This window comes from Lysinibacillus sp. NPDC093190 (assembly GCF_050280425.1).
GTDB lineage: Bacteria > Bacillota > Bacilli > Bacillales_A > Planococcaceae > Lysinibacillus.
In genome coordinates this window covers 23,559-37,244 of the sequence record NZ_JBNNVG010000042.1, presented here as the reverse complement: position 1 = coordinate 37,244, position 13,686 = coordinate 23,559, and the positions used below count along the sequence as shown (strand labels likewise).

Below are 13,686 nucleotides of genomic sequence, written 5' to 3'. Positions count from 1 at the left end.
GAATTTGGTGTGGTAACTACATTCTACACGAGGTCGTTATGGGCTTCCTTTATATTGACTTCTGGGTGTTGCACTTAATATTACAATCCGTCATAAATAAAATCTACTTTAATGGATCATAGTTTTTTCATTTCAAAATGCTTAGAATAAAGCTTCGCTAGACGTAATCAATCGACTATATTGCTCCGTCATTATTCTAAAATGATGCTTTTCGTGGATCGCAAGTAGCTGGATAGATTGAATAAGGTTAGGATAGTGAGCGATAGGGTCTGGGAAGACAATATGCCCGGCAATATCCTCCTCAATATTTTTTACTAATTCTTGCATTGCGCTCATTTCGTTCACTAGTAATTGTTCGATTTCGTCAATGCTCAGCGTAAAACGTATTTTTGAGGGAGGCACTAATATTCCTGGAGCTCTCATACCTCGGCCTTTTTTGTTTTTATATTCCTCGTAAATATCATGTATGTCAGTGGCGAATGGTTTGTTTCTTCGCATTTTCGCGTAAGGCGTCAGTAGTAAGGAAAACTTTGTTGCTGTTTTAAGCATTTTTAAGATTAGATAAAGGTGATAGAAGTGTTCACCGATTGACCATTTACCTTCTTTCTCACGATGCCATAGTTGTTCCTGCGAGAGTGATTGAATGCAAGGTAGGTAATGAGTTCGCTGCTCCTGTAATGTATGAAAATGATTTGCTATACTGTTAGATTTCATATTTAAACATTCTCCTTCATGCTGCTATTTCCATTTTAGGAAACTATCTTGTGAAAGTACATAAAACACTATTAGTAATTGTCGATAAAAATGAAAAGTATCGAGGAGAGATAAGAATGAACAGTAGATTTTTAACAGCTGCAGATGCTGAAGCCTATCGGAATTTAAGATTAGAGGGTCTACAAAATAATCCCGAGGCATTTGGTTCTAGCTTTGAGGAGGAAAAGGATTATTCGATCGAGCTGTTTGCCAACAGATTTGAATCACAGGGTTCTTATACGTTAGGGGTATTTGATCATGAAGAATTAGTAGGCGTTGCGACGTTAGTTCAGGAAAGTAAGCTTAAGTTAAAGCATAAAGCGAGCATCTTTGCTGTTTATGTTTCTCCGAAAAAGCGAGGGTTTGGCATTGGTAAGCGTTTAATGGTCGAAGCGATTAATAAGGCGAGGGAACTAAAGGGAGTTGAACAACTTACTCTAACGGTTGTGTCAACGAATGCTTCAGCAAAAAGTCTGTATTCTTCTTTAGGGTTTGAGATTTTTGGAACGGAGAAGAGGGCATTAAAAATAGGTCAGCAATATTTTGATGAGGATTATATGGTTTTGTATCTTTAAAGCGAAAAACTCCAATAGCTTTTTAGCCTTTGGAGTTTGTTGTTTTTTATGGCGATCCCCAATGAAATAATGAAATTAAAGCAATGATTAAAATAATACCAGCAATCATAAAAGTGACGTAGCTACTAGCGTTACCCGTTTTATTTTTCAGTAGCTTTATGCTCAGTACTATATTGATGATTGATAATGGGAATGCTAGCCAAAACCCTAAATTACCTAAGCGTTCAATTTGAATTGGTGATTGATTGTAAAAATAATTATAGGTGATACTTAAAACAAGTAAAATTGCCAGCACAATATTGGTCGTTGCAATTTTATTGTTGCTAATCATAATTGCCTCCAATCGATCCTTTTATTGATGTATAGTATGCTTGAAATAAAAATCTGATAAAGAATTTAAGCTTCCCGGATTTGATTACATTACTCGTTGTTCGTTTGAATATTCAGTAAATTTTGCGGATAAATCTTCAGTTTCTAGGACCTATTCTTTCACCTTTTGTTAACCAACTCCAACATATCTCGAAAAACTTCACCTTTTCTTGTAATAAATAAGGAAAACCAATAAACAACCAATACAAAAAAGCAAGAACCAACACACCAGCTAATATACTGTTCACCTGTGTAGCAATAAAAATACTAAGGAACATAATAAGAAAATATAGTACAGCAATTCTCTTGTAGGCTATCATAAATTCCCCTCCTATTAATTACAATCATACAAAAGAGATAAACCTTTTAGCAATAAATTACATCGGGGTCACAATGAAATTTAATACAAAATAAAACACCCACCAAATTAATTTAGGTAATCTATATCCTAAATTTTTTGGTGGGTTTACTTGTAAATAGATCATATTTCTTTAGCTTGAATCTGACAATATTCCCTCAATAAATTAGAAGAAAGACTGGCATTTTTAATAAGATGTATTAGTAAACCGCGTTCTTTTGGAGAAAGACTGTCATTCGTTAAACAACTTGAATAAAATGATTGAATTTCTCTTGCTTTACAGTAACAAGCCATTAATTTTCCAATTTCCATGTGGATCACCCTCCTTTTTTGTAATTAAGAGATTTTATAACTTCAGATAACTCCATGATGACAGCTTCTAATTTATCTATTTTCCTTTCAAAGCGAATGAACAGATAGACGGTTATGGCAATAGGGAATCCAAAATTTCCTATTAAGCTAATCCACATTGGAACATTTTCTGGTGTCATAATGTAAATCACCCTCCCTCTTACTCCAAATTGGTAATATAAGGTGATCCTCGGATTCGAACCGAGGATCCAAGTTTTGCGGACCCTTGCCTTACTGCTTGGCTATATCACCAAAATTTTAACTGTAATATGTAAAGAGGATCCTTCCTTCATAAAAACAACCTTCCAGTTAAAAAAATATTATTTTGTTATGGTTTCATATCTTATGTTTAGTCCTCTTTGAAAAAAGGAGGTCTCTAAGATGAAGTATGATTTAACGGTATATTCAAGCGATGGATGTCAATATTGTGTTAGGTTAAAGGAATGGTTAGAAGAAAATAATATTACTAATATCAATAAGGATATAAATGAAGAGCACGTATTAAAGGAGTTTAAGCAATATAATATGAGCGCTATCCCATTTACTTTAGTAGTCACTTATAATAAAGTAGAGAAAATTATTGGTTATCAGCCAGAAAAAATAAAAGCTATTTTAGATCTTTGAAGAAGTTGGATTAAATCACCTTTTTTGTATAAAAGGTGATTTTTTTATCCTTTTTAAGAACATTTGTTCCTGTTTTGGTTTATAATATAGATACTACATTCACTTTATATAGAAAGAGGGCGGATATAGGAGGGATTATTAAATGGAGAAAGATAATCAAAAAATAGAGGAATTCTTCTATAGAAATAATGAGCAGGTTAACAATCCAATTATAAAAAGCTTTTTGTCGGATTCCCAAAATCTTTATTTGGTGCAAAAAGCAATTTTATATCCAACTGATATTAATAAGAAACTCGTTGATGATTCTTTTCAATCTCACTATAAAAATGTTAGGAAGACCAAATACGTCAGTAATTTAATTTATTTCTTTAGCTTAGATTTTGATAAAAAAAGAAGAAGGCTGCAAAATCGCACTTTATTAATATTAGATAAGGGCTTATCAGAAAAGGATGGTAAGACTGCAAAAGAGTTAATAGAAGGTGCAAGCAATGATACGGAACTTGATAATATAGTTGGGGAAGGGCTATTGGACAATATTGAAGATGAACAGCTTTTAAAGTCCCTACAAAAACTAACAGTTAAACAGCTTCAAATTTTAGAGATGATTTATGTAAAAGAGCTTTCTATAAAAGAAATCGCTCAAACATTACAAACAACACCGCAAAATATATCAAACCTTCACAGGAAGGCTTTAAATAAACTCAATAATACACTCAGAAAAAAGGAGGAATGACTATGGCGAATTTCGGAAATCAACATAACGAAGAGACTCTAACCATTATAGAGAATTTCATACCTAAAATTAAACAATGTTTACACAATACAGACTATCAGGAAAGGGAAGACTTGGAACAAGAAATTAAATTAAAAATTATAGAAAAGCTTGCAACTGTAAGGTTTCAGGATGCGCCTAGTTTTTGGGATTTTTTCTCGTGAACTGTATACCTAGGTGGCTCGAGCTGGAAATCTAATTAAGTTCTTGGCAAAGCTGATCAGTCGAGTTAATAGCTGATCACATTGTTAGTAAACCTAGGCGTATCGAGTAGCCACCCGATGTCGACACATTGAAAAAATATAAAACGATGCACATAGCAAAGACACTATGTACATCGTTTTATTGATTAATTAGCCTTTTAGGAAATCAGGCTTTGCGAAGTTTGGGTTTGGATATTTATAGAAGCCTTCGCCAGTTTCACGGCCAAGTTTGCCTTTTTCGATATACTCTGTTTTAAAGAGGCTAGCTAACTTTTTCAAGTTTTCATTACCAGTAGCAGCGGCTTCCTTTTCTACAATGTTGACACAAGTGTTAATGCCGACAATGTCAAGGATGGCGAATGGACCTAATGGTGCTCCTGTACCGATCATCCATGTTTTATCGATTGTTTCTGGGTCCGCTACCTCGTTTAATAGTAGAAATTCAGCAGCATTTAAAAATGGAACTAGTAATGAATTCAAAATGTAGCCTGGTTGTTCTTTATATAATGGAAGTGGAACCATGCCGATTGCACGTGCAAATTCTACCACTTCATCGAATACTTTCATATCAGTGCCTGGGTGTTTCATAATTTCGGCTGTGTTGTTTTTCCAAATCGTATTTGCAAAGTGAAGTGCTAAAAACTTCTCTGGACGACCAGTTGCTTCTGCAAATTGGCTTGGTAATAACGTTGATGAGTTTGTCGCAAAGATTGTTTTAGCAGGGGCTACTTTTCCAAGATTTGTGTAAAATTCTGTTTTAATTTTAACAACTTCAGGAATCGCCTCGATCACAAGATCAGCATTTGCAACCGCTTCTGATAAATCACTTTTAAATGATAAACGTGCATATGCAGCATCCACTTCTTCTTGAGTCGCACCTAAATCTTGTTGGTATAACGGTTTTAATTTTGTGATACGATCTTGTGCATTTTTTAATGCCTCATCATTAATATCGTATACCGTTACATTAAATCCTTTAAAAGCTGATTGATAAGCAATTTGACTACCTAGAACACCGCTACCTGCAACTGTAATATTTTGATAATTCATCTTAAATTCCCCTTTCGAAATTGTTACATTAATATAATTGTTTGGATATGTAATGTATCCCTTATAACAACTCCATACTACTTCTTTCGATATTGAAAAATCAAATGAAAGCCTCTATTATTATTATGATATAAAGAATTCAGTGCTGAATTGAATTTCTTCAAAAGCATAGCTTCGTTCAAGTATGGACGAATAACAATAAAAAAAATGTCACCCGAGAGAGTGACATTTAATTTTCAATAACTGTCAATGCTTTATCCATTTGGCGTTCATTATATTTTATTGCATTACTATTAGTTGATTCGAGTCCCTTAAAAGTATAATTAGAGTTTTGATAAAACCCAAAGACAAAATCGTTGATAGGCGTTTCTTCTTCTCCATAGTATCTATTCACTACATATGCCTTAAAAATATTACCTAACATATATTCATCATTTTGTACGTCTGCTAAATATTTTTTATTTTTATATTCGGCTATGATGTAATCCTCGAATTCTTTGATTTCAGCCTTTGTAGCTGGATACTTTTTAGCGTAGGCTTCAATTGTATCGAATTTTTTAGGAGGAGTGCTATTAAGAGAAGCAACCTCTTTTACTTTATCCTGCCAAGTTGCATCTTCAGCTGATTCTACTTTAGCTACTGGTTTTTCTTCATATGTAATATCCACCTCTGCTTTTTTTGCTTTATCTTCAGGTGAAATATCCCAATAGCCAATCATACAAAAAATCATAATGATAATGGGGATCGTGGTTAATTTTAGCATTTTTAGTGCTTTAATTCGATCCATTTTTATGAAATTGAACACTGCAAGAAGAAGAGACACAATTACTATAACGATACTGAATAGAGTTATAAGGACTAATATATTTACAAGTGTATTTACCAAGTACTGAAACTCCTTTCTTTAGATAGAAATCTTCCATATATCAAATATTTTAATATATAGAACTACAATCGGCATTGAATTTTTTTTCGCACAAAGAAAATCCCTTGATTATTTCAACTTAAAGAGCATGAATTGGTGTTGGTTACTATCTACTTTATACCTACTAAAGAAAAAACAGATTTACTATTTTTTCGACATAAATAAAAAGAGAGATAAAGCATATTTATAATACGAAATTTATACAAAGTAAGAGATAATCGTACATTTCGTTGGATTTATTGAAAAAACCACCTAATACATTGTAGAAATTATGTAATATACTTCTTGACTTTCTATGGAGATTTAGTAATTTTTTACGTTGTGAAAAATAGGACTTTCTTATAATTTTGAATAACTTCCATATTTTTATAGATTTACTAACAGTTATTTTAGTACACTAAATTTATGAATTGAAAGGGGCAAGTATAATGAAAAAGACACTTTTAGCTAGCGCACTTAGTATTGCATGTTTTACAGGAGGTTTTGGGTTACAAGCAAATGCACAAGAAAACGTAGATGTTGCTAGCTTTATCCACCCAAAACAGGCAGTTGCAGCGACTAAACAAGCGCAATCAATGACATACCAAGATCTTTATAAAACACTAGTAATCTCTAAATTAGCATATGAAGATAAAGAAATGACTTTAGTGACGACGAAAAATAATATTACATTAAAGTTATCGCTACAAGCACTATTGAAAACTACTGAAATGAGTGCACAAGAACAAAAAGAATTTAAAGAACTTTTCGGTGACTCTATTCAAATGAAATTTACTCCATCTGGAAATGCATTTAAGGCAGAAGTTTATGCTGAAGGGAAATGGCAAGCTTTAGCTGATGAGGATTTGAATGATTTTATTGGATCAATTCAGGAAGATGATTTTGTGTTAAAACCAGGTGGTTACTTCACGGATACTATTGGACATTGGGCAGAGGGCTATATCCAATTACTGTTCCAAACAGACATTATTAATGGTACATCTGCTACAACATTTAATCCAAATGGACAAGTAACACGTGGACAATTAGCTTCTATGATTTTCCGTGCTTCTGCTTTAGATGTGAATGAAGATTATGAAGGTCCTGCTACATATAAAGATTTAGCAAATTTCCCGGGTGCAAAGGAAGTAGCAATTTTAGAGGAATATGGCTTAATCGATATTTTTGATGGTGTTAATTTTGAGCCGTATAAACCTGTTACACGTGAGGAAATGGCATTTGTAACAGCAAGATACTTAGAAGGAATGGACTTTGATGTAAGTAAGGTTAGCAAAAATAACCCATTTACAGACAAAAACCAAATGCGTCAGGAAACTGTTGAAGCAATCGGATTATTAAAGCAATTGGGTGTTATTGATGGAGCAAACGGTCAATTTAATCCAAAAGGTAATCTTACACGTGCACAGTTCTCTAAAATCTTAACACTAACATTAATGTTAGTTGGTGACGATAATTAATAAAAAAGAAGAGGCTGGGACATAACTAAATGGTTCCTTCATAAAGCCGAATAATCTCTAAATTAACAAAACACGATAACTAGAAAAACCGAACTATTTCGAAACACTTCATGAGCGTTTCATTGGATAGTTCGGTATTTTTGTTGGCTGAAACACTTTTGTCCCAGCCTCTTTTTTATTCGACCAGCATATGAAATGCGTGACTTAATAAATAACCTAATAAAATATATGCTATAAAGGATTTTCGTGATACTGAACGAATATGATGCAAAATAAATTCTGAAATACTTGCGGTTGCGATTAACCCAATCGATATGCCCATTAGTACTCCTTGTGCCTTATCAGATAACTCCCAATATTGGCCGATCTGTATAAAAATACTAAAGAAAATCGAAAATGCTATAAAATAAATAAAGAGCCTCCATAGCCTTTCTCCTTGCGATAATAATGCTGTTGAAAGTGCAAAACCTTCTGGTAGATGATGTAGAATAATGGAAGCTGTTAGTGCAATACTTAATGCGGCGTTCCCTAGTAGCTGTCCGACAGTAAGACTCATCGGAATAGTGTGGATAATTATAGCGATAGCAAGTAGTGATACAGAGGGATTTTGTGTATGGGAAGCGTGAAATAAACTATTGAGTATTTCAAATATTAAATAGCCAATCAAAATTCCAAGTAAAAGGCCAAATGATTTGTATATTTGAAAAGAAGAAGGAATGACATCTACTACAAGTAAGCCAACTAAAAATCCACCACATAATAATGATAATCCATGAGTTGTATGCTGAAATAGCTTAGAGAATACCCAAGCTAAGGCTCCTCCTATGCTAGCACTTAAAAAAAGAAAACCACCAAGTATCATTGCACTCAACTGCAAAATTCCTCCACCCTATATATTCTTTAAGCCGTTTTAACTTCTTTCAGCAGATCTCCTTTGTCCCGAAAGCGTAGCGACAGGTACAGGTGTTTGGACACCCGCTGAAAGAAGTTAAAGCCTTCGGCGGATGTCACGGAATCGGAAAGGAGTTCTTAAAGGATGTTAGCCTAAAATCATCGCATCCATGCGATAACGGCTAACTGACCTGCTTCGGTGCCGCTGCCGCTACGCTTTCGCGCAAAAAACATCTGCAGGCCTAAGCACAAAGCCGATTCCGGACGCAATTATGCCAAAGCATAGTTGATAAAATATATGCTAAGTAGAAACGAATATGATAATCGTAAGTTTTAGGAAAAAGTCCATTGTATTACTTTTTAGGGGTTTTATTATCGAAATCTGGATATTCGAAATGGAACAGACATCCTCCACAAATTAAGATGGTATTAAATTGACTGAATATTAGTTAAATTTTATACTCTTTAGTAGTAATACCAGATTCATTGATTTAGTAACTACTAATGAAGGTGAGGAATGTAAGTATGAAATGGAATGCGAGCTATGATGTGGTAGTAGTAGGTTCAGGGGCAGCAGGGTTAACAGCAGGTTTGACAGCAAAGCTACAGGGTATGAAATCATTAGTCATTGAAAAGACAGAGCGTTATGGTGGAGCATCTGCCTTGTCTGGCGGAGCACTATGGATTCCAAATAATCATGTGATTAAGGGTGAGGGTGTTCCTGATACACATAAACTAGCGCGTTTATACTTAGATTCAACCATTGGTGATCGTGTACCAGAGGCTTTAAAGGAAGCTTATATTAAAAGAGGACCAGAAATGTTAAAGTTTTTAATTAATCATACTAGGCATATGCGTTTCCAGTATGCTAAAGGTTATTCAGATTATTATCCTGAAAAACCAGGTGGCTTACCCCAAGGACGGTCAATTGAGCCACTTATTTTTGATTTAAAGAAAATGGGAACATTAGTAGATACGATGCGTCGTTCAACATTGTCTACTAAAGGCTTTATGATGAATAGCTTTGAATTTCATAAGGTAAATATGGTTAGACGCACAACAAAGGGGAAAACAACTGCGTTAAAATTAGGCGTACGATTAGTGAAGTCGAAAGTTACAGGAAGTCTGCCTGTTGCATTAGGGGAAGCACTAATAGCCCGTTTACGAATGTCACTAGCAGAAGCGAATGGAGAGCTGTGGATCTCAACTGCATTTAAAGATTTTATCGTTGAAAATGATCGGGTGACTGGTATCGTAGTTGAACGAGATGGACAGGAGATGCGTATCGAGGCAAAGCGTGGGGTAGTCCTTTCTTCAGGTGGTTTTTCTCATAATCAAGCATATCGTGAAAAATATTTGCCAGCACCAACAAACGCAAAATGGACTTCTACACCAGAAGGACAAACAGGAGATATAATCGAGCCAAGCGTGAAAATAGGGGCGACACTAGATTTAATGGATAAAGTATGGGGAGCACCTTCTGTTATTGATCCACAAGGGCAACCTTTCTTCCTTGTTGCAGACCGCGGAGTTCCTAATATGATGGTTGTGGATAGTGCTGGGAAACGTTATTTAAATGAAGCGGCACCTTATCATGAATTTGTAGACAATATGCATAGTCACCATCAAAAAACAAACGATGCAATACCTTCTTGGATATTGATCGATGCAACAGCAAAAAGTCGCTATATTTTCACAGGATTATTTCCAGGACAAGCTTTCCCAAAAAGTTGGATTAAAAATGGCATCGTGAAAAGTGCACAAACAATTGAAGAGCTTGCAGAGCAAATGAATGTTCCCCCAGAAAATTTAGTGGAAGCTGTAGAACGCTTCAATGCCTTTGCTCGTATTGGTCGTGATGAAGATTTCCACCGAGGAGATAGTGTCTATGATAATTATTATGGAGATCCTACTTTGAAGAATCCGAACCTAGCTGAGCTTAATAATGCTCCATTTTATGCACTCCCTTTATATCCAGGAGATATCGGGACTAAGGGGGGCTTAGTAGTGGATGAGCATGCTCGAGTCTTAAAGTCAGATGGTACGGCAATTGAAGGATTGTATGCATCGGGGAATTGCTCAGCGTCTATAATGGGCGAAACATATCCAGGACCAGGTGCAACATTAGGACCTGGTATGACATTGAGCTATATTGCAACAACACATATGGCAAATGTAGTTAAAAAGGAAGAATTGACAATGCTAGAGGTATAAAGATGTTCTACGACCTAAGTTTAGTAATTTTCTAGACTTAGGTTTTTTGGTTGGATTTTAGGGGGGTCTAATGATAAGTAGCTATGAATATAGTAGCTATTAAAGTGTTAAATTCGATCCTCACCAAAGTGGAGGGAGACATTTGTTAAAAACGTAAGCCATATATATAAGTTGATTGGAGTGAAGGCTGACGCCACTAAGAAAGTGTCTAGTTGGAACTGAAATCAACCCCAGGGTCATGTTGATGAGCGTTAAATTGATAATTTTTATGAGTTATAAAAAGGAGTGATTATGCACGTGCTATCTTATAGACTCGTAACAACGATGGAAGAGTTAGAGTCCTATAAAAGTACTTGGTCAGAGATACTAGAACGTGAAAAAAATAATAATCCGTTCATTGAGTTTGAATGGGTTTCGACATGGTGGACGACATTAGGTGTGAATGACAATGTAGAGATTTACATAGTCGAACATAAAGGTATGGCAGTTTCATTTTTCCCATTTGTTCGTTGTCAACGAATTGGTGGTATACATCATTTTGCTTTTTTAGGACAGGGATTTGCTACTTATATGGAAGTAATAGCAGTGAAGCAATGGAAGGAACCATCGATTGAATATTTACTAAAGGAGCTTTCTTGGAAATATGAACGGTTTATTTTAGAGCTACATGGTTTATTAGAAAGTAAAAATACATCTCAAATATTAGAAAAATATGCAATAGAGCATCAGATGCCTCATGCTATTTTTCGTACGGTTACTCCTTATATTGATTTTTATTCTATAAAACTTGAGGATTTTCTTTATAAGTATAGAAAAAAATTTAAATCGATTCATCGGCGTGAAAAAAAGTTAAAGGCGCTTGGGTACGTAACTTTTCAAGAGGTACATCGTGAAAGAATAGCCGACATGTTTGACTTGTTTGAGAGAAGGTGGCAGAAGAAAATCGATAAAAGTGGGTTTACAGAACAACAAACGAGACGCTTTTTTGAGTGTTTGATTAAAGAGAAAAGTAACGCGTTACGAGTAGAAGTAGATAGTCTCCAATTTGAGGGATATTGGATTGGCTTTACTATCGATATTTGCTGTAGAGATCGAAACTTTTGTCAAGCGATGGGACATGAACCTGATTTCAATATGTTTGGACCCGGTCGTTTAATAGAACGAGAAAATATGCTCAAAGCACATGCTTCGAACTATCGTTTCTATGATTTTGGCAGTGGTTATGAGCCCTACAAGTTTGAGTGGTATACAGATATTGATTTTTCAAGAAGATTTGTGATGAGTACGAAAGGTAAAAGAGAACGTATTTTACGACTGATAATGATTTTGCGGGACAGATTGAAAGGTCAGTTAACGAATAATCATCAGCTCGTAAAATTGAAACGAGATCGATTAGGGGAACTACGCTATTTTTTAAAAAATGCTCGTCTAAAGGATTGGTTTCATTCTTTCAAAAAGGGAATTAATCGTTTGATAGCTGTTCATATTTTTGATATTTATGTTTCCGAGAAAGATCAAGGTCAAAATTCATCCAGTTTTAATGAAATGCTTATTCAGGACGTGATGACATATAGGGGGCGTGCTAATTATGTTTCAAACTATCATAAGGGCTATCGGATCTTTAGAAATAGCGCGAACGAAATAGCTTTTTTAAGACATGATCAACTATTATATGAAGAAGAAATTGGATTCACACACAAACTTCCATCTGATGTTTCCTACATTAAAGAAAATAATTGTCAACTGTCCGATATCGTTGCTAAAGTGCAGGAGGAAGGAAGAGCCGTCTGTACATCCGTACATTGGTATGAAGGAAAAAGACGTAGAAAGCTAGTACAGTTAGGATTTAAAAAGGTAGAGAGAATAAAAATAATTCAATTATTTAACAAGAAAAAGGTATACCGCCAGGAAAACAATTGGTTAAAATACCTTCAATCACAAGGGCAAAATATTGACCATCTATGGCAATTAGCGCTTTTACCAATGTTTACTTAAAAATCCCCAGCGTCTATAAAGTGACGCTGAGGATTTTTTATGTCAATTTCTTTTAGCGGATTTTGGACACCTGTACCTGTCGCTACGCTTTCGGGACAAAAGAGATCTGCTGAAAGAAGTTAAAAGTGTACACCTGGTTTATCAGTTAGCTTGCAGCCTGTGCCATATTTTGCTTTTAAGGAACCTTTAAAATTAGTTTGTTCAAGTTTTGGGAATGCCTGCTTCCAAAGTTCAAATACATTGTGACTTGAAGCAGTACCTTCTTTTGTTAGTCGAACAATATGGAAACCATATTCGTCGTTGCATCGAGCTAATGGGCGATTTTCGCGCACTGTAATGATTCTACCGCTCGCTGTAACATCATATAAGCCTTCGTAACCTGAAATGGCACGTCTTTCTTCATCGAAGTCAGCTGTTTTTTCTGCTTTTTCTTTCTTTGCTTCTTTGACTGCATCTTTTTCTACAGGCTTAGCAGCTTCTTTCGTTTCATTTTTCTCTACAGATTCAGCTACTTCTTTGACTGCATCTTTCTCTACAGATTTAGCCTCATCTTTATTTAGAGTCTCCACAATGACAAAATCCTTATTAGAAGCTTTGTCGCTCATTGTCGACATCACGTTCATAATAGAGCCTACATAGCGCACTGGTTTATCTTTGCCCTCTTCAAATACGAAAATATTATAATCGGTTTTATTCATTTTTTTTATAATAATATTTCCTGTTTTAATAGTAAAACCGATAAATTTGTTCTTTTTAAGTGCTTGTATTGCTTGTTGCTTTGTTAAAATCATTTTTAAAATCTCCTAAAGAATTGTTTTTTCTATTCTACCATAAAATCAGTTTTCCTGTTTTTCTTAAATAATTGGTGTTCATTATTGCATTGATAATTCTTTATGCCGTGGGAAGAAAGGTGTTTTTTAACTATATAAACATATCAATTTTTTAAATTTCAAAATGGTAAAATTAAAGTATTATTTAATTTTGTAAGTACTAATTGTTTTTCATGGTAACTGCCTTATCGCCATAGCGCGGGGTTGATTTTCGTTCCGACTGAGGAGTAATCGGGTAGAGCGTAGAACTGCTCGGGTAGCCCCGAAAACTGATCGGATATGGTGCAGAACTGCTCAGGTCTCCGGCAACCGCTCTAAT

General features: G+C 34.9%; 16 protein-coding genes and 1 tRNA gene. 7 read left to right on the top strand and 10 right to left on the bottom strand.

From position 1 onward, the window contains the following. Positions 1-141: 141 nt before the first annotated feature. Entirely contained in the window at positions 142-714 is a 573-nt protein-coding gene (locus tag ACQKOF_RS22910; RefSeq protein WP_427562188.1) for a DinB family protein, read from the bottom strand. Positions 715-830: 116 nt separating this feature from the next. On the opposite strand from ACQKOF_RS22910, the gene ACQKOF_RS22905 reads away from it, so the two are divergent. Continuing rightward, on the top strand, positions 831-1,328 hold the full coding sequence (locus tag ACQKOF_RS22905) for an N-acetyltransferase family protein (protein WP_427562195.1): 498 nt from the start codon (positions 831-833) through the stop codon (positions 1,326-1,328). 46 nt (positions 1,329-1,374) lie between these two features. On the opposite strand, the gene ACQKOF_RS22900 is transcribed toward ACQKOF_RS22905, so the two are convergent. The 5 genes from ACQKOF_RS22900 to ACQKOF_RS22880 form a co-directional block, all read right to left on the bottom strand. Further along, entirely contained in the window at positions 1,375-1,659 is a 285-nt protein-coding gene (locus tag ACQKOF_RS22900) for a hypothetical protein (RefSeq protein WP_427562185.1), read from the bottom strand. Positions 1,660-1,795: 136 nt separating this feature from the next. Further along, entirely contained in the window at positions 1,796-2,017 is a 222-nt protein-coding gene (locus ACQKOF_RS22895) for a hypothetical protein (RefSeq protein WP_427562183.1), read from the bottom strand. Between the two features lie 161 nt (positions 2,018-2,178). Continuing rightward, a complete protein-coding gene (locus tag ACQKOF_RS22890) occupies positions 2,179-2,367 on the bottom strand; it encodes a hypothetical protein (RefSeq protein ID WP_427562180.1) in 189 nt (62 codons plus the stop codon). 5 nt (positions 2,368-2,372) lie between these two features. Continuing rightward, on the bottom strand, positions 2,373-2,546 hold the full coding sequence (locus ACQKOF_RS22885; protein ID WP_083227054.1) for a YvrJ family protein: 174 nt from the start codon (positions 2,544-2,546) through the stop codon (positions 2,373-2,375). A 41-nt stretch (positions 2,547-2,587) separates the two neighbouring features. Next, positions 2,588-2,658, bottom strand: a tRNA-Cys gene (locus ACQKOF_RS22880). 129 nt (positions 2,659-2,787) lie between these two features. Between ACQKOF_RS22880 and ACQKOF_RS22875 the strand changes: the two genes are divergently transcribed. The 3 genes from ACQKOF_RS22875 to ACQKOF_RS22865 all read left to right on the top strand — a co-directional run bounded on the left by ACQKOF_RS22875 (position 2,788) and on the right by ACQKOF_RS22865 (position 3,966). After that, positions 2,788-3,030, top strand: coding sequence for a glutaredoxin family protein (locus tag ACQKOF_RS22875; protein ID WP_427562177.1), 243 nt, complete (start codon positions 2,788-2,790; stop codon positions 3,028-3,030). Between the two features lie 142 nt (positions 3,031-3,172). Next, positions 3,173-3,763, top strand: a complete 591-nt coding sequence (locus ACQKOF_RS22870; RefSeq protein WP_427562174.1) for a sigma-70 family RNA polymerase sigma factor — start codon at positions 3,173-3,175, stop codon at positions 3,761-3,763. Positions 3,764-3,765: 2 nt separating this feature from the next. Beyond that, positions 3,766-3,966: a hypothetical protein gene (locus ACQKOF_RS22865; RefSeq protein ID WP_427562171.1), complete on the top strand. Its 201-nt coding sequence runs from the start codon at positions 3,766-3,768 to the stop codon at positions 3,964-3,966. Between the two features lie 189 nt (positions 3,967-4,155). Here ACQKOF_RS22865 and ACQKOF_RS22860 read toward each other — a convergent pair whose 3' ends face one another. After that, positions 4,156-5,055 (bottom strand): 3-hydroxyacyl-CoA dehydrogenase, encoded by a 900-nt coding sequence (locus ACQKOF_RS22860; protein ID WP_427562169.1) that lies wholly within the window; start codon positions 5,053-5,055, stop codon positions 4,156-4,158. Between the two features lie 229 nt (positions 5,056-5,284). After that, complete coding sequence (locus ACQKOF_RS22855; protein WP_427562167.1) at positions 5,285-5,941, bottom strand: hypothetical protein; 657 nt, start codon at positions 5,939-5,941, stop codon at positions 5,285-5,287. Between the two features lie 467 nt (positions 5,942-6,408). On the opposite strand from ACQKOF_RS22855, the gene ACQKOF_RS22850 reads away from it, so the two are divergent. Further along, positions 6,409-7,437, top strand: a complete 1,029-nt coding sequence (locus ACQKOF_RS22850) for an S-layer homology domain-containing protein (RefSeq protein ID WP_427562164.1) — start codon at positions 6,409-6,411, stop codon at positions 7,435-7,437. A gap of 175 nt (positions 7,438-7,612) precedes the next feature. On the opposite strand, the gene ACQKOF_RS22845 is transcribed toward ACQKOF_RS22850, so the two are convergent. After that, the gene (locus ACQKOF_RS22845) at positions 7,613-8,299 is read right to left on the bottom strand and encodes a zinc transporter family protein (RefSeq protein WP_427562192.1); all 687 of its coding nucleotides are present in this window, start codon (positions 8,297-8,299) and stop codon (positions 7,613-7,615) included. A gap of 554 nt (positions 8,300-8,853) precedes the next feature. Here ACQKOF_RS22845 and ACQKOF_RS22840 point away from each other — a divergent pair. Together ACQKOF_RS22840 and ACQKOF_RS22835 are read left to right on the top strand one after the other, a co-directional pair. Beyond that, positions 8,854-10,542: an FAD-binding protein gene (locus tag ACQKOF_RS22840; RefSeq protein WP_427562161.1), complete on the top strand. Its 1,689-nt coding sequence runs from the start codon at positions 8,854-8,856 to the stop codon at positions 10,540-10,542. A gap of 297 nt (positions 10,543-10,839) precedes the next feature. Further along, a complete protein-coding gene (locus tag ACQKOF_RS22835; protein ID WP_427562159.1) occupies positions 10,840-12,537 on the top strand; it encodes a GNAT family N-acetyltransferase in 1,698 nt (565 codons plus the stop codon). 119 nt (positions 12,538-12,656) lie between these two features. On the opposite strand, the gene ACQKOF_RS22830 is transcribed toward ACQKOF_RS22835, so the two are convergent. Beyond that, positions 12,657-13,328, bottom strand: coding sequence for an NUMOD4 domain-containing protein (locus ACQKOF_RS22830; RefSeq protein ID WP_427562156.1), 672 nt, complete (start codon positions 13,326-13,328; stop codon positions 12,657-12,659). Positions 13,329-13,686 lie beyond the last annotated feature (358 nt).

Excerpts from the sequence above, each read along its gene's own strand:
- ACQKOF_RS22910 (WP_427562188.1), bottom strand. The coding sequence starts at position 714 with ATGAAATCTAACAGTATAGCAAATCATTTTCATACATTACAGGAGCAG.
- ACQKOF_RS22905 (WP_427562195.1), top strand. The coding sequence starts at position 831 with ATGAACAGTAGATTTTTAACAGCTGCAGATGCTGAAGCCTATCGGAAT.
- ACQKOF_RS22900 (WP_427562185.1), bottom strand. The coding sequence starts at position 1,659 with ATGATTAGCAACAATAAAATTGCAACGACCAATATTGTGCTGGCAATT.
- ACQKOF_RS22895 (WP_427562183.1), bottom strand. The coding sequence starts at position 2,017 with ATGATAGCCTACAAGAGAATTGCTGTACTATATTTTCTTATTATGTTC.
- ACQKOF_RS22890 (WP_427562180.1), bottom strand. The coding sequence starts at position 2,367 with ATGGAAATTGGAAAATTAATGGCTTGTTACTGTAAAGCAAGAGAAATT.
- ACQKOF_RS22885 (WP_083227054.1), bottom strand. The coding sequence starts at position 2,546 with ATGACACCAGAAAATGTTCCAATGTGGATTAGCTTAATAGGAAATTTT.
- ACQKOF_RS22875 (WP_427562177.1), top strand. The coding sequence starts at position 2,788 with ATGAAGTATGATTTAACGGTATATTCAAGCGATGGATGTCAATATTGT.
- ACQKOF_RS22870 (WP_427562174.1), top strand. The coding sequence starts at position 3,173 with ATGGAGAAAGATAATCAAAAAATAGAGGAATTCTTCTATAGAAATAAT.
- ACQKOF_RS22865 (WP_427562171.1), top strand. The coding sequence starts at position 3,766 with ATGGCGAATTTCGGAAATCAACATAACGAAGAGACTCTAACCATTATA.
- ACQKOF_RS22860 (WP_427562169.1), bottom strand. The coding sequence starts at position 5,055 with ATGAATTATCAAAATATTACAGTTGCAGGTAGCGGTGTTCTAGGTAGT.
- ACQKOF_RS22850 (WP_427562164.1), top strand. The coding sequence starts at position 6,409 with ATGAAAAAGACACTTTTAGCTAGCGCACTTAGTATTGCATGTTTTACA.
- ACQKOF_RS22845 (WP_427562192.1), bottom strand. The coding sequence starts at position 8,299 with ATGATACTTGGTGGTTTTCTTTTTTTAAGTGCTAGCATAGGAGGAGCC.
- ACQKOF_RS22840 (WP_427562161.1), top strand. The coding sequence starts at position 8,854 with ATGAAATGGAATGCGAGCTATGATGTGGTAGTAGTAGGTTCAGGGGCA.
- ACQKOF_RS22830 (WP_427562156.1), bottom strand. The coding sequence starts at position 13,328 with ATGATTTTAACAAAGCAACAAGCAATACAAGCACTTAAAAAGAACAAA.